The sequence below is a fragment of the Streptomyces sp. NPDC059255 genome (assembly GCF_042752355.1).
Classification (GTDB): Bacteria; Actinomycetota; Actinomycetes; order Streptomycetales; family Streptomycetaceae; genus Streptomyces.
This window is the reverse complement of the sequence record NZ_JBHYZP010000058.1, coordinates 23,724-42,216: the sequence shown is the minus strand read 5'-3', so window position 1 is coordinate 42,216 and position 18,493 is coordinate 23,724. Positions and strand designations below refer to the sequence as shown.

Annotated in this window: 19 protein-coding genes and 1 pseudogene; 10 read left to right on the top strand and 10 right to left on the bottom strand. The window is 71.0% G+C overall.

Annotation, left to right across the window (positions count from 1 at the left end; all coding sequences use genetic code 11):
• Positions 1 to 86: 86 nt before the first annotated feature.
• Positions 87 to 329, top strand: coding sequence for an antitoxin (locus ACFXKG_RS39075; protein ID WP_365817747.1), 243 nt, complete (start codon positions 87 to 89; stop codon positions 327 to 329).
• 72 nt (positions 330 to 401) lie between these two features.
• Here the strand turns inward: ACFXKG_RS39075 and ACFXKG_RS39070 are convergent, their stop codons facing one another.
• Positions 402 to 1,124: a hypothetical protein gene (locus ACFXKG_RS39070; protein WP_384849684.1), complete on the bottom strand. Its 723-nt coding sequence runs from the start codon at positions 1,122 to 1,124 to the stop codon at positions 402 to 404.
• Positions 1,125 to 1,253: 129 nt separating this feature from the next.
• Complete coding sequence (miaB, locus tag ACFXKG_RS39065; protein ID WP_384849681.1) at positions 1,254 to 2,771, bottom strand: tRNA (N6-isopentenyl adenosine(37)-C2)-methylthiotransferase MiaB; 1,518 nt, start codon at positions 2,769 to 2,771, stop codon at positions 1,254 to 1,256.
• A gap of 92 nt (positions 2,772 to 2,863) precedes the next feature.
• Here miaB and ACFXKG_RS39060 point away from each other — a divergent pair, with 92 nt between their 5' ends.
• Positions 2,864 to 3,862 (top strand): TAXI family TRAP transporter solute-binding subunit, encoded by a 999-nt coding sequence (locus tag ACFXKG_RS39060; protein ID WP_384849678.1) that lies wholly within the window; start codon positions 2,864 to 2,866, stop codon positions 3,860 to 3,862.
• A 10-nt stretch (positions 3,863 to 3,872) separates the two neighbouring features.
• Here ACFXKG_RS39060 and ACFXKG_RS39055 read toward each other — a convergent pair whose 3' ends face one another.
• Entirely contained in the window at positions 3,873 to 5,276 is a 1,404-nt protein-coding gene (locus ACFXKG_RS39055) for a sensor histidine kinase (protein ID WP_384849675.1), read from the bottom strand.
• Positions 5,273 to 5,980, bottom strand: a complete 708-nt coding sequence (locus ACFXKG_RS39050; RefSeq protein ID WP_365817737.1) for a response regulator transcription factor — start codon at positions 5,978 to 5,980, stop codon at positions 5,273 to 5,275. Before ACFXKG_RS39050 ends, ACFXKG_RS39055 begins: the two co-directional genes overlap by 4 nt.
• 278 nt (positions 5,981 to 6,258) lie before the next feature.
• Between ACFXKG_RS39050 and ACFXKG_RS39045 the strand changes: the two genes are divergently transcribed.
• The 8 genes from ACFXKG_RS39045 to ACFXKG_RS39010 all read left to right on the top strand — a co-directional run bounded on the left by ACFXKG_RS39045 (position 6,259) and on the right by ACFXKG_RS39010 (position 12,827).
• Positions 6,259 to 7,044: an amino acid ABC transporter ATP-binding protein gene (locus tag ACFXKG_RS39045; RefSeq protein WP_382893601.1), complete on the top strand. Its 786-nt coding sequence runs from the start codon at positions 6,259 to 6,261 to the stop codon at positions 7,042 to 7,044.
• A 242-nt stretch (positions 7,045 to 7,286) separates the two neighbouring features.
• Positions 7,287 to 8,126 carry a glutamate ABC transporter substrate-binding protein gene (locus ACFXKG_RS39040; RefSeq protein ID WP_384849671.1) on the top strand — a complete coding sequence of 280 codons (840 nt, stop codon included), beginning with the start codon at positions 7,287 to 7,289 and terminating at the stop codon, positions 8,124 to 8,126.
• Between the two features lie 75 nt (positions 8,127 to 8,201).
• Entirely contained in the window at positions 8,202 to 8,876 is a 675-nt protein-coding gene (locus tag ACFXKG_RS39035; protein WP_384849668.1) for an amino acid ABC transporter permease, read from the top strand.
• Positions 8,873 to 9,784, top strand: coding sequence for an amino acid ABC transporter permease (locus ACFXKG_RS39030; protein ID WP_384849665.1), 912 nt, complete (start codon positions 8,873 to 8,875; stop codon positions 9,782 to 9,784). The genes ACFXKG_RS39035 and ACFXKG_RS39030 overlap by 4 nt, the downstream gene beginning before the upstream one ends.
• A gap of 149 nt (positions 9,785 to 9,933) precedes the next feature.
• A complete protein-coding gene (locus ACFXKG_RS39025) occupies positions 9,934 to 11,646 on the top strand; it encodes an FAD-dependent monooxygenase (protein WP_384849662.1) in 1,713 nt (570 codons plus the stop codon).
• A 32-nt stretch (positions 11,647 to 11,678) separates the two neighbouring features.
• Entirely contained in the window at positions 11,679 to 11,765 is an 87-nt protein-coding gene (locus ACFXKG_RS39020; protein WP_311605579.1) for a putative leader peptide, read from the top strand.
• A 61-nt stretch (positions 11,766 to 11,826) separates the two neighbouring features.
• Entirely contained in the window at positions 11,827 to 12,384 is a 558-nt protein-coding gene (locus ACFXKG_RS39015; RefSeq protein ID WP_384849659.1) for a cysteine dioxygenase, read from the top strand.
• Between the two features lie 2 nt (positions 12,385 to 12,386).
• The gene (locus ACFXKG_RS39010) at positions 12,387 to 12,827 is read left to right on the top strand and encodes a rhodanese-like domain-containing protein (RefSeq protein WP_384849656.1); all 441 of its coding nucleotides are present in this window, start codon (positions 12,387 to 12,389) and stop codon (positions 12,825 to 12,827) included.
• Positions 12,828 to 13,214: 387 nt separating this feature from the next.
• On the opposite strand, the pseudogene recX reads toward ACFXKG_RS39010, so the two are convergent.
• The 6 genes and pseudogenes from recX to ACFXKG_RS38980 all read right to left on the bottom strand — a co-directional run.
• Positions 13,215 to 13,886, bottom strand: a pseudogene (gene recX / locus ACFXKG_RS39005) (recombination regulator RecX); the annotation flags it as partial.
• Positions 13,805 to 14,932, bottom strand: a complete 1,128-nt coding sequence (gene recA / locus ACFXKG_RS39000; RefSeq protein ID WP_384849653.1) for a recombinase RecA — start codon at positions 14,930 to 14,932, stop codon at positions 13,805 to 13,807. The pseudogene recX and the gene recA, both read right to left, overlap by 82 nt.
• A 536-nt stretch (positions 14,933 to 15,468) precedes the next feature.
• Positions 15,469 to 16,752 carry an AI-2E family transporter gene (locus ACFXKG_RS38995; protein ID WP_384849650.1) on the bottom strand — a complete coding sequence of 428 codons (1,284 nt, stop codon included), beginning with the start codon at positions 16,750 to 16,752 and terminating at the stop codon, positions 15,469 to 15,471.
• A 145-nt stretch (positions 16,753 to 16,897) separates the two neighbouring features.
• Positions 16,898 to 17,092, bottom strand: coding sequence for a DUF3046 domain-containing protein (locus ACFXKG_RS38990; RefSeq protein ID WP_384849647.1), 195 nt, complete (start codon positions 17,090 to 17,092; stop codon positions 16,898 to 16,900).
• 51 nt (positions 17,093 to 17,143) lie between these two features.
• The gene (locus ACFXKG_RS38985; RefSeq protein WP_384849645.1) at positions 17,144 to 17,452 is read right to left on the bottom strand and encodes an AzlD domain-containing protein; all 309 of its coding nucleotides are present in this window, start codon (positions 17,450 to 17,452) and stop codon (positions 17,144 to 17,146) included.
• On the bottom strand, positions 17,449 to 18,312 hold the full coding sequence (locus ACFXKG_RS38980) for an AzlC family ABC transporter permease (RefSeq protein WP_384849690.1): 864 nt from the start codon (positions 18,310 to 18,312) through the stop codon (positions 17,449 to 17,451). Before ACFXKG_RS38980 ends, ACFXKG_RS38985 begins: the two co-directional genes overlap by 4 nt.
• Between the last annotated feature and the right edge of the window lie 181 nt (positions 18,313 to 18,493).

Genomic DNA, 18,493 nt, shown 5'->3' with positions numbered 1-18,493 from the left:
CGTCAGGACGGAGCCGACTGCGGACGGTGAGGCGGGGAAAAAGCACCCACAAGTAGGCTGTTGTCTCCTCCGAGGGAAGGTGGCCCATGGGCTTCCTGGATTCATTGAAGGCCAAGATCGGTCCGGCCAAGGAAAAGGTCGCCGACCTCGCGCAGCAGCACGGGGGCAAGATCGAACACGGGCTGGACAAGGCCGCCCGCACGGTCGACGAGAAGACCAAGGGCAAGTACAGCGACAAGATCGACGCGGGTACGGGCAAGGCCAAGGACGCGCTCGGCAAGCTCTCCCACAAGGACGACGGCACTCCCCCGCCACCGGCCGCTTCCTGATCGTCACACGGGGACGGCGACGGGGCGGTACGGGGCCGTGGCGCTCCGTACCGCCCCGTCGCTCCGTGTCCGCTACGACCAGGCCGCCACGAGGTAGCCGACCCCGTACGGCGCGTCCTCGTACAGCAGCGCGCCGCCCAGCCCCGCGCCCCCGGCCGCGCCGGCGAGCACCTGCCAGGGGGCCCGGCCCGCCGCCTTGAGCGCGGACGCCAGCTCCGTGTCGAGCGCCGTGAGCGCCGCCACGTCCGCCGCCGACAGGGCCGCCGCCACCGCCGCGTCGAAGCCGGCCGCCCGGTCGTCCAGATAGCCGGGCGCCTTGAGCGTGCGGCACGCGCTGGCGTCACCCATCACCAGCAGCGCCACCCGGTCGTCCCCCGCCGCGATCTCCTGTCCGGCCGCGACGCAGCGGCCGGTGGCGAGCCGCTCGTCCACACCCAGCGCGGACACCGGGGCGGCGGACCAGTGGACGTGCTCCAGCAGCCACGCCGCGACGGCGAGGGAGGGCGGCAGCGCCCGTCCGGGGGCCCCGGCGCCGCCCGGCGCGGCCCCGCCGAGGACGACGTCCACCTCCACCCCGAAGCCGCGGAACGACCCCGCGGCGCCCTGCGGGTGCTCTCCCGCGGCCGCCGGCTCCGCCGGGCCGACGACGACCAGCCGGTCGGGCCGGGCGGCGGCGAGCACCCCCAGCGCGTCCGCGCAGGCGGCGCGCGCCGCGTCGAGCTCGGGCGCGGCGCCGGCCGCCACGGCGGGCACCAGCAGCGGCGGACTGGGACATACGGCAGCGGATACGAGCATGATCAGCAGCCTACCCAGGCCACGTTCCGGGCCGGTCCGCCGATCGCCGGTCCGCCGATCGCTGGGGCGCCGGTCACGGGGCGCCGACCGATCGCCGCGTCGCCGCGTCGCCGGTCAACGGAGCGCCGGTCACGGGGCGGCGCAGCCTCCCGTCACTGCGGGAAGCGGGGCAGGGACGCCCACCGTGGGCAGGCCCAGCAGGACCCCGGCAGGCTTCGCCGCCTCCGCGGCGTGCCGCTTCTCCCAGGCGTCGCCGGCCCGCGTGCGCCGTACCCGCGTCGTCGGGCCCTCGGCGAGCAGGTGGTGCGGGGCGGCGTAGGTGATCCCGACGGTCACCACGTCGCCCGGCCGCACCTCCTCGTCCGGCTTGGTGAAGTGGACGAGCCGGTTGTCGGGCGCGCGCCCCGAGAGCCGGTGCGTGGCGCCGTCCTTGCGCCCCTCGCCCTCCGCGACCATGATCTCCAGCGTCCGGCCCACCTGCTTCTTGTTCTCCTCCCAGGAGATCTCCTCCTGAAGGGCGGACAGCCGCATGTAGCGCTCCTGGACGACCTCCTTGGGGATCTGGCCGTCCATCTCCGCGGCCGGGGTCCCGGGGCGCTTCGAGTACTGGAAGGTGAACGCCTGCGCGAAACGCGCCTCACGCACCACGTGCATGGTCTGCTCGAAGTCCTCCTCGGTCTCGCCGGGGAAGCCCACGATGATGTCGGTGGAGATGGCGGCGTGCGGGATCGCGGCCCGCACCTTGCCGATGATGCCGAGGTAGCGGTCCTGCCGGTACGAGCGCCGCATCGCCTTGAGGACCGGGTCCGAGCCGGACTGGAGCGGCATGTGGAGCTGCGGCATCACGTTCGGCGTCTCGGCCATCGCCGCGATCACGTCGTCCGTGAAGTCGCGCGGGTGCGGCGAGGTGAAGCGGACGCGCTCCAGCCCTTCGATCGCCCCGCAGGCGCGCAGCAGCTTGGAGAACGCCTCGCGGTCTCCGATGTCGGAGCCGTACGCGTTGACGTTCTGGCCCAGCAGCGTGATCTCGGAGACGCCCTCGGCGACCAGGGCCTCGATCTCGGCCAGGATGTCGCCGGGGCGGCGGTCCTTCTCCTTGCCGCGCAGGGCGGGGACGATGCAGAAGGTGCAGGTGTTGTTGCAGCCGACCGAGATGGAGACCCAGGCGGCGTACGCGGACTCGCGCCGGGTCGGCAGCGTGGAGGGGAACGCCTCCAGCGATTCGGCGATCTCGACCTGCGCCTCCTCCTGGACGCGGGCGCGCTCCAGGAGGACCGGCAGTCTGCCGATGTTGTGCGTGCCGAAGACCACATCGACCCAGGGCGCGCGCCGCACGATGGTGTCACGGTCCTTCTGGGCCAGACAGCCGCCGACGGCGATCTGCATGCCCGGGCGCCTGGTCTTCATCGGCGCGAGCCGGCCGAGGTTGCCGTACAGCTTGTTGTCGGCGTTCTCCCGGACGGCGCAGGTGTTGAAGACGACGACATCGGCGTCCCCGTCGGAGCCCTCGGGCGCCCGGACGTACCCCGCGTCCTCCAGGAGGCCGGAGAGCCGTTCGGAGTCGTGGACATTCATCTGGCACCCGTAGGTGCGCACCTCGTAACTTCTCGTACCGCCCACTGCCTGACTCCGGTCGCCGCTGCTCATGCCCACCAGAGTAGGCGGAAGAGGCGCGTGGTAAGTGGCGGGTGCCGGACAGGGCCTGGCCATCACGGGGAGTGAGCTGACAGGATCGGCCCATGTTCACCGTTCCGCCCCGGATCAGCCGTGGCCGCGCCCTGGGGGCCGCCGCGGGGCTGGTGGTGCTCGGGCTGCTCGTGTGGTGGCTGGCACCGCTCCGCGCGGCCACGCCGAGCGGTTCGGTCACCTTCAGCACGGGGGTGACCACCGGGGTGTACCAGCGGTACGGGACGCTGCTCAAGGAGGACCTCGCCCGCGATCTGCCGCGGGTGTCGGTCGATCTGCGGGACAGCGAGGGCTCCCAGCAGAACCTCGCGCGGGTGGCGACGGGCGACGCCGACTTCACGATCGCCACGGCCGACGCCGTCGCCAAGTACCAGAAGGACCGGCGTCCCGGCGCGGACGGGCTGCGCGGCTGCGCGCGGCTCTACGACGACTACGTGCAGCTCATCGCCGCCAAGAGCGCAGGCATCAGCTCCGTCGCGGGGCTGCGGGGCAAGAAGGTCGGCGTGGGCCAGGAGGGATCGGGGGTCCGGCTCCTGGCGGAGCGGATCCTGACGGCCGCGGGGCTCGACCCCGCCCAGGACGTCAGCCCGGTCCTGGCCGGGATAGACACCATGCCGCGGCTGCTCGAAGCGGGTGACCTGGACGCCTTCTTCTGGTCGGGCGGGCTCCCCACCACCGCCGTGGAGAAGCTGTCCGAGCGCTACGACATACGGCTGGTACCGCTGGACGCCGCCCTGGTCGAGAAGCTGCACACCTCCGGCGGGGCCTCCGCGCGCTACTACCGCTCCGCCGAGATACCGGCCGACGCGTACGGGAAGATACGGAACAGCACCCCCGTCCCCACCGTGGCGGTGGCGAATCTGCTCGTCACCGACGACCGGATCGATCCGGACCTGGTGGAGGGGTTCACCCGCACGGTGATCAAGAGCCGCGACCGCATCGGCCACCAGGTGCACCCGGCCCAGCTGGTGGATCTGCGGACCGCCATCTACACGGCCCCGCTCCCGCTCCACGAGGGCGCCCAGCGGTACTACCAGTCGGTCAAGCCGTGACGCCGCGGGGTCAGGGTGCCGTGCGCGGCACGGTCACCGTGACCCGCAGACCGCGCGGTTCGCCGTGCGCGTACGTGATGGTGCCGTCGCCCGCCGCGAGCAGTGCCCGCGTGATGGAGAGGCCGAGCCCCGATCCCTTGATGTTCTGATGACGGTTGCTGCGCCAGAAGCGGTCGCCGATCCGGGACAGCTCCTCGTCGGTGAGCCCGGGACCGCCGTCGTCGACGACGACGGTGGACGTCGTGCCGTTACGGGCGACCGCGACCGTGACCTCCCCACCGGCCGGGGTGAACTTGAGGGCGTTGTCGATCACGGCGTCCAGGGCGCTGGAGAGCGCGATGGGATCGGCCCAGCCGGTGACCGCGGCGCGGTGCTCGGTCAGCCGTACGCCCTTCTCCTCGGCGACGGCCCGCCATGCCGCGACCCGTTCGGCGGCCACCTCCCCGATGTCGGTGATCCGCAGGTCGGCGGCGGTGTGCTCGGCCAGCGCCAGGTCGAGCAGGTCGTCGAGGACCTGGGCCAGCCGCCTGCCCTCGGTGCGTACGGAGGCGATCTCCTCGTTCCCCTCGGGCAGTTCGAGGCTCAGCAGCTCGATCCGCAGCAGCAGTGCGGAGAGCGGGTTGCGCAACTGGTGGGAGGCGTCGGCGACAAAGGCGCGCTGCTGCTCCAGCACGTCCTCGACGTTGTCGGCCATCTCGTTGAACGAGCCGGCCAGCCGCCGCAGTTCCGGCGGTCCGCCGGCCGCGGCGACCCGCGACTTCATCCGTCCGGTGGCGATGTCGTGGGTGACGGCGTCGAGGACCCGTACGGGCCGCAGCACCCACCCGGTCAGCCGGATGGCGGCCCCGACCGCCACGAGCATGGCCACCGCCTCGCCCGCCGCGATGACCAGCCAGCTCCGCAGGGTGCGCGAACGCATCTGGCCGGTCGGTGAGTCCGTCACCACGACGGCGACGACGTCCCCGTCCCGTACGACCGGCGAGTCCACGATGAGCCGGCCGTTCTGCCAGGGCCAGACCTGCTCGGGGTCGTCGCTGCGGCGGCCCAGCAGAGCCTCCTGGAAGGACTGGCGCCCCTTGCCGCCCGCCGGCACGCGCCAGTTCCCCGGGGCGCTGGCCATGGCCCTGCCGTCGCGGTGGAAGACGCCGACCCTGATCCCGTACACCTCGTGGTAGCGGGTCAGCTCCTCCTCCAGCAGGTCGCGCCGTTCCTCGCTGCCCGCGCGGCCCTCCGTACCGGTGCGGCCCTCGGAGACGAACTGCGCGAGGGCCGCGACGCGGGCCGTGTCGTCGATCCGGTCGATGACGACGTCCTGCTGTTCGGCCGCGGCCCTGCTGACGGCGAGGGGAAAGCCCAGGGCGAGGAGCACGGCCGCCATGAGAATGATCAGCAGCGGCAGAAGCCGGGTGCTCACCGGTGCGGGTGCCCGGCCGGCACGACCAGCCGGTAGCCGACCCCCCGTACGGTCTCGATCAGCGCGGGCATGCCGAGCTTGGAACGCAGCGACGCCACATGAACCTCCAGGGTGCGCCCCGTCCCCTCCCAACTCGTGCGCCACACCTCGCTGATGATCTGTTCCCGGCCGAAGACGACCCCGGGGCGCTGCGCGAGCAGGGCCAGCAGGTCGAACTCCTTGCGGGTGAGCTGTACGGCCGTACCGTCCACGGTGACGCGGCGGGTGGGCAGTTCGAGCGTGAGCCGCCCGAGCCGCTGGACCGCCTCCTCCGGGTGCCCCGGCTCGTCCCCGCTCACGGTGCGCCGGCTCACGGCGTGGATGCGGGCGAGGAGTTCACCGGTGTCGTACGGCTTGACCACGTAGTCGTCGGCCCCCAGATTGAGGCCGTGGATCCGGGACCGTACGTCGGCCCGGGCCGTCACCATGATCACCGGGGTCGAGGTGATCTTCCGGATCTTGCCGCAGACCTGGTAGCCGTCCTGGTCGGGCAGGCCGAGGTCGAGCAGCACCACCGCGAAGGGCGGCTTGCCGGCGGCGGGCAGCACGGCCTGCAGCGCCTCCTCGCCGCTGCGGGCATGGACGACCTGGAATCCGTGCTTGGCGAGCACGGCGGACAGGGCGGCGGCGACATGGTCGTCGTCCTCCACGAGCAAAAGCCTCACGGGCCCCCTTTTCGGTCACTTTCCTGCATGTCGTGATCTTGAGTCATGTCCGAAGTACGTAAATGGCATCCACGCCGATGACGGGGCGCCAGTCAAGAGCCTTCCCGTTACACCAACGTTTCCGTTACCCACCCGGTACTCCCCGCGCTGCCCAGTTCACACGGAGTGTCCGGTTGCGGCCGGATCGTTATGCTCAATTTCAGCTCAGATGTAATGACGCTGATCGCAGCGCGTGACTAAGGTCCTCCCCAACCGAGTGAGGACGGAGCAAAAAGCCGATGAGCGGAGTGTCAGTGACCAAGGACACCGGGGGCGCCGGGCAGGCGACGGGCGACCTGGTCGTACTGAGCAACGTGAACAAGCACTTCGGCGCGCTGCATGTGCTCCAGGACATCGACCTGACCATCGCCCGTGGCGAGGTCGTGGTCGTCATCGGGCCTTCCGGGTCCGGCAAGTCCACACTGTGTCGCACCATCAACCGCCTGGAAACGATCGATTCGGGTTCGATCTCGATCGACGCCAAACCCCTGCCCGACGAGGGCAAGGAACTGGCGAGGCTGCGTGCCGATGTCGGCATGGTCTTCCAGTCGTTCAACCTCTTCGCACACAAGACGGTGCTGGAGAACGTCACGCTGGGCCAGATCAAGGTCCGCAAGACGGACAAGAAGAAGGCCGAGGAGACCGCGCGCACGCTGCTCGACCGCGTGGGTGTGGGCTCGCAGGCCGACAAGTACCCCGCCCAACTCTCGGGCGGACAGCAGCAGCGCGTGGCCATCGCGCGGGCGCTGGCGATGAACCCGAAGGTCATGCTCTTCGACGAGCCCACCTCGGCGCTCGACCCGGAGATGATCAATGAAGTGCTCGAAGTCATGCAGCAACTGGCCCGTGACGGAATGACGATGGTCGTCGTCACGCACGAAATGGGCTTCGCCCGGTCGGCCGCGAACCGGGTCGTCTTCATGGCCGACGGCCGGATCATCGAGCAGGCCACGCCCGACGAGTTCTTCAGCAATCCGCGCAGCGACCGCGCCAAGGACTTCCTCTCGAAGATCCTGCACCACTGATCCGCGATCCCGCACCACACCGGTCCGTCGATGTCCTGATCCGCCGATTCGCTGGTCAGTGGATCCACTGATCCACCCATCAGCTGATCCGCCGACCCGCTGATCAGCGCCACCGACTCCGCTTGACGGCTTACAGCTCTACGTACGCCACGGCTTACGGCTCTACGGCTTATGGCTCTACGGGCACCACCGCGTTCCGCAGAACCTGATTCGTTCACGTCTCACCCGAGGGAAGTTCACGCATGAAGCTCCACAAGGCAAGCGCGGCCGCGGCCGCCGCCCTGGTCCTCTCCCTGACCGCCACCGCCTGCGGCGGCGAGAGCAACGAGGGCGGCAGCGGTTCCGGCGGCGGCGACAAGATCACCATCGGTATCAAGTTCGACCAGCCCGGCCTCGGCCTGAAGAAGCCGGACGGCACGTACGCGGGCTTCGACGTCGACGTCGCCACGTACGTCGCCAAGGAACTGGGCTACGACGCCAAGAACATCGTCTGGAAAGAGGCGCCCAGCGCCGAGCGCGAGAACCTGATCTCCAACGGCGACGTGAAGTTCGTCGCCGCGAGCTACACGATCAACGACGAGCGCAAGAAGAAGGTCGACTTCGCCGGCCCCTACTTCCTCGCCCACCAGGACCTGCTGGTCCGCGCGGACGACAGTTCCATCACCAAGGCCGCGGACCTGAACTCCAAGAAGCTCTGCTCCGTCACCGGTTCCACCTCGGCGCAGAACGTCAAGGAGAAGCTGGCCCCCAAGGCGGACCTCCAGGAGTTCGGCGGCTACTCCGAGTGCCTGACCGGCCTGGAGAACAAGGCTGTTGACGCCCTGACCACGGACGACTCCATTCTCGCGGGGTACGCCTCGCAGCAGGAGCACCAGGGCAAGTTCAAGCTCCTGAGCCTCAAGCTCAGCGACGAGCCCTACGGCATCGGCCTCAAGAAGGGCGACACCGAACTCCAGAAGAAGATCAACGACGCGATCACCAAGATGGAGTCGGACGGTTCCTGGGAGAAGGCCGTGAAGGACAACTTCGGTCCGGCCAACTACAAGAACGAGCCCGCCCCGAAGATCGACGCGACGAGCTGAGAGAAGCAGTGACGCGCCGCCGGCCGGGCCGGCGGCGCGTACCGACCAGCAAACCAGGGGAGAGCGCGGGGCATCGTGTTCGACTTTCTTGATTCCGGGCAGTACGACCTGCTCGGCGCCTTCTGGGTGACGGTGCAGCTCACCCTCTATTCCGCAGTGGGTTCCCTGATATGGGGAACGCTGCTGGCCGGGATGCGTGTCAGTCCCGTACCGCTCATGCGTACCTTCGGCACCACCTACGTCAACTTCGTGCGCAACACCCCGTTGACCGTGGTACTCGTGGGCTGTTCGCTGGCGCTCGGCCAGACCCTCCAGATCACGCTCGGCGGCGAGGACTTCAAGTCCATCGGCTTCCGGCTCGCCGTACTGGGCCTGGTCGCCTACACCGGCACCTTCGTCTGCGAGTCCCTGCGCTCCGGCATCAACACCGTGCCCGTCGGGCAGGCGGAGGCCGCCCGCGCGCTGGGGCTGAGCTTTTTCCAGGTGCTGACGCTGATCGTGCTGCCCCAGGCGTTCCGCTCCGTGGTGGCGCCGCTGGCCAACGTGCTGATCGCGCTGACGAAGAACACGACGGTCGCCGCGGCCATCGGGGTCGCGGAAGCGTCGGCGCTGATGAAGACAATGATCGAGAACGAGACCAGCGCGCTCTTCACCGTCTTCGCGGTGTTCGCCTTCGGCTTCGTCGTTCTCACCCTCCCGACCGGCCTGATTCTGGGCTGGGTCAGCAAGCGCGTGGCGGTGAAGCGATGAGTGGCACGTCCGTCCTGTACGACGCCCCGGGGGCCCGCGCCAAGCGGCGCAACATCCTCTACACGGTCGTGTTCCTGGTGGTCTTCGCGCTCGTCGCCTGGTGGGTACTGGCCGCCATGGCCGAGAAGGAGCAGCTCGCCTCGGAGAAATGGAGCCCGTTCGTCACGGACTCCGCGGTCTGGACGACGTATCTGCTGCCTGGCCTCTGGGAGACCATCAAGGCTGCGACCCTCTCCATCGTGATCGCCCTGCCGTTCGGCGCGCTGCTCGGCATCGGGCGCCTCTCCGACCACGTGTGGATCCGGGTTCCGGTCGGCGTGGTGGTGGAGTTCTTCCGCTCCATCCCGGTCCTGCTCATGATGGTGTTCGCCTCCGCGCTGTACGTACAGTTCAGCAATGTCTCCTCGGACCTGAGGCCGCTGTACGCCGTGGTGACGGGTCTGGTGCTCTACAACGCCTCGGTCATCGCCGAGATCCTCCGGGCCGGCATCCTCACCCTGCCGAACGGGCAGACCGACGCCGCGAAGGCGATCGGGATGCGCAAGGGCCAGACCATGTCGTTCGTCCTGCTGCCGCAGGCCGTGACCGCGATGCTGCCGGCTCTGGTCAGCCAGCTCGTGGTGGTCGTCAAGGACACGGCGCTGGGCGGCGCGATGCTCGGCTTCTCCGAACTGCTCGCGCAGAACCGTTCGATCACCGCCAACTACGGCGCGAACACCATCGCCGCGCTCGTCGTCATCGCTCTGATCTACATCGCGCTGAACTCCGCGCTCACCGCTTTCGCCGGCTGGCTGGAGCGGCGGCTGCGGCGCGGCAAGAAGAGCACCGGAGAGGTCCTCGGGGCCGGGGAACCTCATCTGGCCTACGGCCCGGGGCACACCATGGACGGCGGCAACAACTCTGCCTGATGAGGCGGGCGGGGCGGGGGGTGTACGCGCCGCCCCGCCCGTCGCTTGACGCGAGCACCCCCAGTAGGTTGCATACGTTCTGTGATCACACACCGGGCTCCTGCCGCCGCCCCTGACCGTATGACCGCACGGGCCCGAAGGGGCGCGCCGTGGACCCGGTGATCGTCGTGGGCGCGGGCCCGGTCGGGCTCGCGCTCTCGCTGGCCCTCGCCGTGCAGGGTGTCCCCTCCGTCGTGCTGGACGAGGGCACCAGCACGGACGATCCGCGCCCCGCGCGGACCGCCGTACTGCGGCCGGACACCGTCGCGCTGCTGGCCCGGCTCGGCTGCACCACCCTCGGTGACGAGGGAGCGCGCTGGGCCGGCTGGCGTCTGATGCGGCGCAAGCAGCTCATGCGGGAACTCCCGCTCGGCCGGACCGATGACGGCTCCCCGGCCCCCCTGCACATCCCGCAGCATGCCCTGACGCGCGGACTGCGCGCCTCCATCGCCGAGGAGGGCCTGATCCGGGTGGTCCCCGGCAGCCGGCTCGACGCCCTGGAGCAGGACGGCCACGGGATCACCGCGCACACCCGCGGCCCCGGCGCGACCTGGTGGCGAGGCAGCCACCTCGTGGGGTGCGACGGCGCCCGCTCCACGGTCCGCAAGCTGCTCGGCATCCGCTTCCCGGGTCGTACGGCGGTGGAGCGGCACGCCGTCGCCGCGATCCGCGCGGAGCTGCCGTGGCCGGACGAGGCACTGCTGCACCGCAGGCCACCGTGGCCGGGCGGCGGCGAGGAGGTCTCCGCCAGGCCGCTCGGGGGCGGCGTGTGGCGGCTCGACTGGCTGCTGCCGGCCCGCGGCGACTTGGTGACGCCCGACGCGCTGGTGTCGCGTTTACGGGACACCCTGGCCGGCTGGTGCGGTGAGACGCCGCCGTACGAACTGCTCGACACGGGCGTCTACACCTTGCACCACCGGCTCGCCCGACGCTGGCGCGCGGGCCGGGCCTTTCTCGCCGGGGACGCCGCGCATCTGCTGGGCGCCGTCGGCACGCAGGGGCTCGACGAGGGGCTCCGCGACATCGGCAATCTCGCCTGGAAGCTCGGCGAGGACTGGCACCACGGGGCTTCGGAGACCCTCCTGGACAGCTACCAGGCCGAGCGCCGCACCGCCGTGGCCGCGCGGCTACGAGCGGCCGACCAGTCGCTGCCGATACTGCGGGGCGGCGGCGGGCTGCGTACGTACATGCCGGGGGCGACCCGCGGGCACGACACCCTGCTCGCCGACGGGCACCTCGGGCACGGTCCGCTGGGCGCGCCGCCCTCCTATCCGCACTCCCCCCTCACGCCCCCGCGCACCGAGACGCAGACGGCGGTGGGCACGCCCCCCGGCGCCCAGGTCGACGACGTGCGGGTGACGGCGCCGGACGGCACGACCACCCGCCTCGGCGAGCGGCTGGGGCAGGGCCGGCTGCTGGTGGTGCTGGTTGCCCCGGGCACCGGGGTCTGGGACCGGCGGCACTGGCTGACGGCGGGAGTGATGCCGCGACTGGCCGAGGCCGTGTCGGCCCTGCCGGTACGGGCTGAGCTGCTGGTCACGGAGGCATATCCGGGGGCCTCCGCGCACAGTGTGCTGCTGGTGCGGCCGGACGGGCACCTCGTGACGGCCTTCGGCGGGGTACGGCCGGGGGACCTCTACGCGGCGGCGGACGCAGCGCGCGGCGGTGCGCCGGACGCGGCTTCCGGGAGTGCCGGGGGTCCGGGGGCCGGCAGTCCGTCGGGCGGCGCCCAGGCTCCGAGCGGCGCCGATCAACCGACGGCGCACACCGTTCCGAAGCCGAACGCTCCGGTAACTCCTGACCGCACCGCGAACATCAATTGACCGCCGCGGGCTCACATGGTGTACTCCGAATCGTGACTGACACCGATGTGCGCCTGTGGCGGAGGGTCCATATGGACCTGGTCCGCTATGCGGGCTGCGTGTGTCGCCCGTCCTGTTGATTCGCCCCTTCCGCTCCGCGCCACGGCGGCGTACCCCCGCGAACCTCTCAGGACGGTCACCGTGTCTCTTGTTCCCGTACCCACCTCCGCACCCGCCGCCGGGGCCGTCGTGTCCGGCCCGGCGGCCGGTCCCACCCCCGCCGAGCTGCTGGACTTCGTCCGCGGCGCCGCCGCCGACCGCGCGCTTATCGACTCCCTGCCGCTCGACCCCGAGGGGCGTACGTGGATCAGGCTGGAGGGGCCCGGGGGCAGCGAGGCGTGGCTGATCGGCTGGCCGCCCGGCACGGGCACCGGCTGGCACGACCACGGTGGCTCGCACGGCGCGTTCGCCACGGCGGCGGGCACGCTCAAGGAGGACTCGCTGGCGGCGCGGCTGCCCACCGAGGGGTGGAAGACCCTGGAGCTGGCCGAGGACGTGGACCGCGAGCGGCAGCTGACGGCGGGCGAGGGCCGGGCGTTCGGCAGGCACCATGTCCACGAGGTGCGCAACGAGTCCGGGACCGCGCATGCCGTGTCCGTCCACGCGTACTACCCGCCGCTGCCGCTGATGCGGCGCTACAGCCGCACCGGGCAGGTGCTCCGTCTCGAACAGGTCGAGCGTCCCGAGGAGTGGCAGTGAGCGTGCGAGAGACCGATGAGCGGCCGGGCGGCGAGCGGGGGACCGACGAGCATGCGGGCGACGAGCCGGCGGGCATAGACGAGCTGCTGGAAAAGGTCCGTGCGGACCTGGACCGACTGGAGCCCAGGGAGGCGTTCGAGGCCGCGGCGGACGGCGCGCTGCTGGTGGACATCCGTTACGCGGCGCTGCGCGAGCGCGACGGACTGATCCCGGGAGCACTGGTCGTGGAGCGCAACGAGCTGGAGTGGCGGCTCGACCCACGGGGCAGCCACCGGGCCCCGGAGGCGACCAGCCATGAGCTGCGGGTCGTGGTCGTCTGCAACGAGGGGTACGCGTCGAGCCTGGCGGCGGTGTCCCTGCGCCAGTTGGGACTGCACCGCGCGACCGACCTCGTCGGAGGCTTCCAGGCGTGGAAGGCCGAGGGGCTGCCCGTCACACGGTGACCGTACGCGCGCTGCGCTGATCCCTTCCGTACGAAGCCGGACCGGCTACGGCGGCAGACCGGCCGTAACCCCCGGCTCCGGCCCCCGGTTCCGTCCGGGCCCTTGAGCCCAGCTCCGCCCCCGGTCCGGGCCCTGAGTCCGGGGCCGGTCCCAGGTCCGTAAACGGTCCGGCCCACAGTCCGGGCCGATCCCAGGTCCGTGTACCGGCCCGGCCCACGGTCCGTGCCCGCGCCCGTGTCCAGGTCCGGCCCCCGATCCGGGGCCCGGGCCTCGTGTCCGTCTCCGGTCTCATGCCCGCCTGAGTCGGGGGCCGGTCCCAGGTCCGTGTGCCGGTCCCGAGTTCGGGTCCGAGTCTGTGTGTCCAGGTCCTGGCCCGGAGACCGCCCCTCAATGGACGCCCTCCTCCAGCCCCTCGGTGTCCTCGCCCTCCTCCTCCAGCGCCCGTTTGACCACCCGGAGCGCCATGCCCTCCGGATACCCCTTGCGCGCCAGCATCCCCGCGAGCCGGCGCACCCGTCTGTCCCGCTCCAGGCCACGGGTGGCGCGGAGCTTGCGGGCGACCAGCTCGCGGGCGGTCTCCTCCTCCCGCTCGGAGTCGAGCTGCCCGACCGCCTCGTCGATCAGCGCGGACTCCACGCCCTTCGTTCGCAGCTCCCGCGCGAGGGCGCGCCGGGCCAGGCCGCGGCCGTGGTGCCGCGACTCAACCCAGGCGTCCGCGAACGCCGCGTCGTTGATCAGTCCCACGTCCTCGAAGCGGGAGAGCACCTCCTCCGCGATCTCCTCCGGGATCTCCCGCTTCTCCAGGGCGTCCGCGAGCTGTTTGCGTGTACGGGGCGTGCCGGTGAGCAGGCGCAGACAGATCGCCCGCGCCCGCTCGGCCGGGTCCTGGGGCGACAGCTCCTGCTCGGCCCTCGACGAGTCGGAGCTGCCGCCCGGCTTTTCGGTCCGTCGCCTCTTCGCGTAAGGCACGGCAGGAGCTAACTCTTGGCCGCTGCCGACTTGGCCGACTTGGCCTTGGATGCAGTGGCGGTGGCCGGCTTCACCGGCTCGGCACCGGAGGCGGGTGCGCCCGCGGCGTCCGCTCCGGGCTCGGCCGTAGGCGCCTGCGGCTGGACCCCGACCCCGAGCTTCTCCAGGATCTTCTTCTCGATCTCATTGGCGAGATCGGGGTTGTCCTTGAGGAAGTTGCGGGAGTTCTCCTTGCCCTGGCCGAGCTGGTCGCCCTCGTACGTGTACCAGGCACCGGCCTTGCGGACGAAGCCGTGCTCCACGCCCATGTCGATCAGACCGCCCTCGCGGCTGATGCCCTGGCCGTAGAGGATGTCGAACTCGGCCTGCTTGAAGGGCGGTGAGACCTTGTTCTTGACGACCTTGACCCGGGTGCGGTTGCCGACGGCCTCGGTGCCGTCCTTCAGGGTCTCGATACGGCGGATGTCGAGCCGGACCGACGCGTAGAACTTGAGTGCCCGGCCACCGGTCGTGGTCTCCGGCGAGCCGAACATCACGCCGATCTTCTCGCGGAGCTGGTTGATGAAGATCGCGGTGGTCTTGGACTGGTTGAGCGCACTGGTGATCTTCCGAAGCGCTTGGCTCATCAGCCGCGCCTGGAGTCCGACGTGCGAGTCGCCCATCTCGCCCTCGATCTCCGCGCGGGGCACCAGCGCGGCGACGGAGTCGATGACGATGAGGTCGAGCGCGCCGGAGCGGACCAGCATGTCCACGATCTCGAGGGCCTGCTCACCGTTGTCCGGCTGGGAGAGGAGCAGATTGTCGACGTCGACGCCGAGCTTCCTCGCGTACTCCGGGTCGAGGGCGTGCTCGGCGTCCACGAAGGCCACCGCGCCACCCATCCGCTGCGCGTTCGCCACGGCGTGCAGCGTCAGCGTCGTCTTACCGGAGGACTCGGGGCCGTACACCTCCACCACACGGCCGCGCGGCAGGCCGCCGACGCCGAGCGCGACGTCGAGCGCGGTCGATCCGGTGGGGATGACCTCGATGGGGTCGTTCGGCCGGTCGCCCATGCGCATCACTGCGCCCTTGCCGAATTGTCGTTCAATTTGTGCGAGAGCGGCGTCGAGCGCCTTCTCGCGGTCGGTTCCTGCCATGGGTTCCACCCGATTTGCTTGAGTCGATCGCTTCACGTCAACGACGCTATCCCCTGCCACTGACAACGCGCCCCCGGCGCCTCCCCGCCTGTGGACAACTGCGGACAACCCGGCCGGACCACCCGCCGGCCGACGCCCCCTGCAACCACGCCACCACACACTCCGCCGACCGGACCGGGGAAACACCGGCAGCCCTTCCATAAGAATGGATGTTCGATTTTGATGTCAAGCGACACGTGACGGACCCCACCTATCCCTTCCTCGCATGGTGCTCACCGCCCCCGCCCGCCGCCTATGGCTGTCCGTACGGGAGACCGACCTCGCCGTGGCACTCCACAACGACTTCGCGCTGCCGGGAACGGACTCGCAGCGCGCCCGGAGCGTGTTGGAGCGACACGACTCGGTCCAGGCCGACGCGACCGCGCAGATCGTGGTGCGGAGCGCGGCCGGGGGAGGCGCCGCCTGGTGGCTGCCGAAGCCGCTCGGCCGCATCCTGTCGAGGGTGGAGCTGGAACGTCACCGAGGCCGGCCGGCTCCTACGCCCGCGTACGGCCGGTGTCGTTCCCGTCCATCCGCAGCACCCGCCGTATCTGCCCCAGCAGCGGGGAGCCGGGACGTCGCGGCCGGCCACCCACCCGCGGGGTGTCCATCACGTCGTACCGCTTCACGTACGCGCCGAGAAACGCCTGCAGCGTCGCGATGGCGGGGATCGCGATCAGCGCGCCGACGGCGCCCAGCAGCGCCGTACCCGCGATGACCGAGCCGAAGGCGACCGCCGGGTGGATGTCCACGGACCGGGCGGTGAGCTTGGGCTGGAGCATGTAGTTCTCGAACTGCTGGTAGATGACGACGAAACCGAGGACCCACAGCGCGTACCAGGGGTCCACGGTGAAGGCGATCAGCATGGGCAGGGCGCCCGCCAGGTAGGTGCCGATGGTCGGGATGAACTGGGAGACCAGTCCCACCCACATCGCGAGGGCCGGCGCGTACGGAACGCCGAGGATCTCCAGCAGGATGTAGTGCGCGACACCCGATATGAGGGCCATCAGTCCGCGCGAGTAGAGATAGCCGCCGGTCTTCACCACCGCGATCTCCCAGGCGCGCAGCACCTCGGCCTGCCGGGCGGGCGGCAGGACGGAGCAGAGCGCGCGGCGCAGCCGGGGCCCGTCGGCGGCGAAGTAGAAGGAGAAAAGGAAGATCGTCAGGAGCCTGAACAGTCCGCCCAGCACAGTGGCGGAGATGTCCAGGACGCCACTCGCGCTGTTCTGCACGTACCTCTGGAGCCAGTCGGAGTGCAACAGGCTGTCCTGGACGGCGACCCGGGACAGCTCGGTGTGGAACGTCAGGTTGATCCAGTTGATCACCGAGTCGAGGTACTGGGGGAAGGAGTCGACGATGTCGATGATCTGGCCCGCCAGTATGGAGCCGAGCATCACCACGAAACCGGCGCTCGCCACCAGCACCGCGAAGAAGACGAGGAACGTGGCGAGTCCGCGCCGCATTCCGCGGTCCGCCATGCGGCTGACAGCCGGCTCCACGGCCAGCGCCAGGAAAAAGGCGATCAGCACATTGATCAGCAGCCCGATGAGCTGATGGAACGCCCAGTTGCCGAGTTGGAAGCAGGCGATGAGGCCCAGCGCGAGGACCATGGCACGCGGCAGCCAGCGGGGCATACGGTCGTCGCGCTCACCCCCGGCGTCCGGGCGCGGAAGGGCCCCCGCGGGCGTCCCGGGGGACGCGGCGTGCGGGGTCTCCGGCGGGGAGGCCGGCGGAGGGATCGGCGGTTCTGCGTCCGATGCGGTGTTGTCGTTCGGTGCCACGGAGTAAGTCTGGACTACGGCTGTGACATCCGACCCCGCGGTCCGGACTTCCGCGGGGTCCCGTACGCGTCCCGTACGGATCCCGGACCGGCCCCCGGAGCCGAATCCCGCCGGCGGATCCCGTTCCGGTCCGGCGGACGGCGCGTCAGCGCTTCTCTGCCGGAACACCCATGGCGTCGCAGACCGCGCGCCAGACGTCCTTGGTCTCCCAGCCCGCTTCGAGCGCCTCGTGCACCGTACGGCCGCCCAGTTCGGCCATCACATGATCACGGGCGAAGGATTCGGCGTAGGCGGCGCCGAAGTGGTCCGCCATACGCTCCCAGAAAATCGTCAGCCGCATGCCCTCAGTATCCCGCCCCCGGGAGTGCGGTCCGGCCCGAGGCCGGAACAGTCAGGCGGCCACCGCCCGTACGAGCGCCGTAACCACCACCGCGGCGCCGACGACCACCAGGAACGGGGCGCGCAGCACCAGCGCGAGGGCCGCCGCCGCGACCCCCGCGCCCCGGGCGTCCAGGGCGAGCGCGCCGTTCGCACTGAAGGTCTGCTGCGCGGTGAGCGCGGCGAGCAGGGCGACGGGGAGCAGGGCGGACAGCCGCTGGACGAGCGGGCGCTCCAGCGCACCGGCGGGGACGAGCAGTCCGAGCAGCTTGACGAGGTAGCAGCCGACGGCGGTCGCGCCGATCGCGATCCAGACGGTCAACGGTCCGTTCCCCTCGTGCGTCCCGTGCCCTTCGCGGAACCCGTGCCCTTCGCGGAACCTGTGCCCTTCGCGGGACCTGTGCCCTTCGCGTGTTCTGAGTCCTCCGCGTGTTCCCAGTCCTCCGCTCCATCGGAATTCCGGCGGGCCCCGAGCCGACGGCCCTGGAGCCAGAGCACGGCCGGTGCGGCGAGCGCCGCGACGAGTACCGGCACCCCGCCGGGCAGCACCGGCAGCAGCCCCAGCCCCAGCACGACGGCGAGGCCCGCGGTGGCCCGCTCCGTCGTGGTGCGGAGCATCGGCGCGAGCAGCGCGAGGAAGACGGCGGGGCCCGCGGCGTCGAGCCCCCACGCGTCGGTGTCGCCGAGGGCCTCCGCGCCCAGCGCCCCGGCCAGAGTGGTCAGGTTCCACAGCACGTAGAGCGTGAGCCCGGTCACCGTGAAGCCGATCCTGGCGGCGCGCCGGGTCGGTTGGGCGAGCGCGACGGCGGTCGTCTCGTCGATCACCCACTGCGCGGCGAACGGGCGTACGGGGCCCGGCAGCCGCAGCAACTGGGAGAGCCTGAGGCCGTAGAAGGCGTTCCGTACCCCCAGGAAAAACGCGCCCGCCGTGGCGGTGAGCGGGTTCCCGCCGGCCGCGAGGGCGCCGACGAGCGCGAACTGCGAGGCGCCGGTGAAGACCAGCAGGCTGAGCGCGCAGCTCTGCGCCACCGTGAGCCCGGCGCCCGCCGAGGTGACGCCGAAGGCGAAGCCCGAGAGCCCGACGGCGATGCCGACGCCGAGGGCGTCGCGCACCACGGCGGAGTCGGGTACGGGTTCGGGGCCGGGTCGCGGAGTGCTTTCCCCAGGACCGTCCACCGGTATGCCGGCCGGTATGTCCGCGGAAGCGGACGCTGTCTGTTCTTCCACGTCGCGCACGCTACGCGGGACGGGGCCCTCAGGTCTTGTACATGTGTGCGCCTCGCGTCTGCGGCGCCTCGCTCCTCGTATCCACCCCGACCCCGCGCCACGCGGTCAGCGGGCCGGCAGCCGCGAGTCCGGGGCC

Excerpts from the sequence above, each read along its gene's own strand:
- ACFXKG_RS39045 (WP_382893601.1), top strand. The coding sequence starts at position 6,259 with ATGAGCGGAGTGTCAGTGACCAAGGACACCGGGGGCGCCGGGCAGGCG.
- recA (WP_384849653.1), bottom strand. The coding sequence starts at position 14,932 with ATGGCAGGAACCGACCGCGAGAAGGCGCTCGACGCCGCTCTCGCACAA.
- miaB (WP_384849681.1), bottom strand. The coding sequence starts at position 2,771 with ATGAGCAGCGGCGACCGGAGTCAGGCAGTGGGCGGTACGAGAAGTTAC.
- ACFXKG_RS39060 (WP_384849678.1), top strand. The coding sequence starts at position 2,864 with ATGTTCACCGTTCCGCCCCGGATCAGCCGTGGCCGCGCCCTGGGGGCC.
- ACFXKG_RS39070 (WP_384849684.1), bottom strand. The coding sequence starts at position 1,124 with ATGCTCGTATCCGCTGCCGTATGTCCCAGTCCGCCGCTGCTGGTGCCC.
- ACFXKG_RS38990 (WP_384849647.1), bottom strand. The coding sequence starts at position 17,092 with ATGCGGCTGACGATTTTCTGGGAGCGTATGGCGGACCACTTCGGCGCC.
- ACFXKG_RS39040 (WP_384849671.1), top strand. The coding sequence starts at position 7,287 with ATGAAGCTCCACAAGGCAAGCGCGGCCGCGGCCGCCGCCCTGGTCCTC.
- ACFXKG_RS39075 (WP_365817747.1), top strand. The coding sequence starts at position 87 with ATGGGCTTCCTGGATTCATTGAAGGCCAAGATCGGTCCGGCCAAGGAA.
- ACFXKG_RS39030 (WP_384849665.1), top strand. The coding sequence starts at position 8,873 with ATGAGTGGCACGTCCGTCCTGTACGACGCCCCGGGGGCCCGCGCCAAG.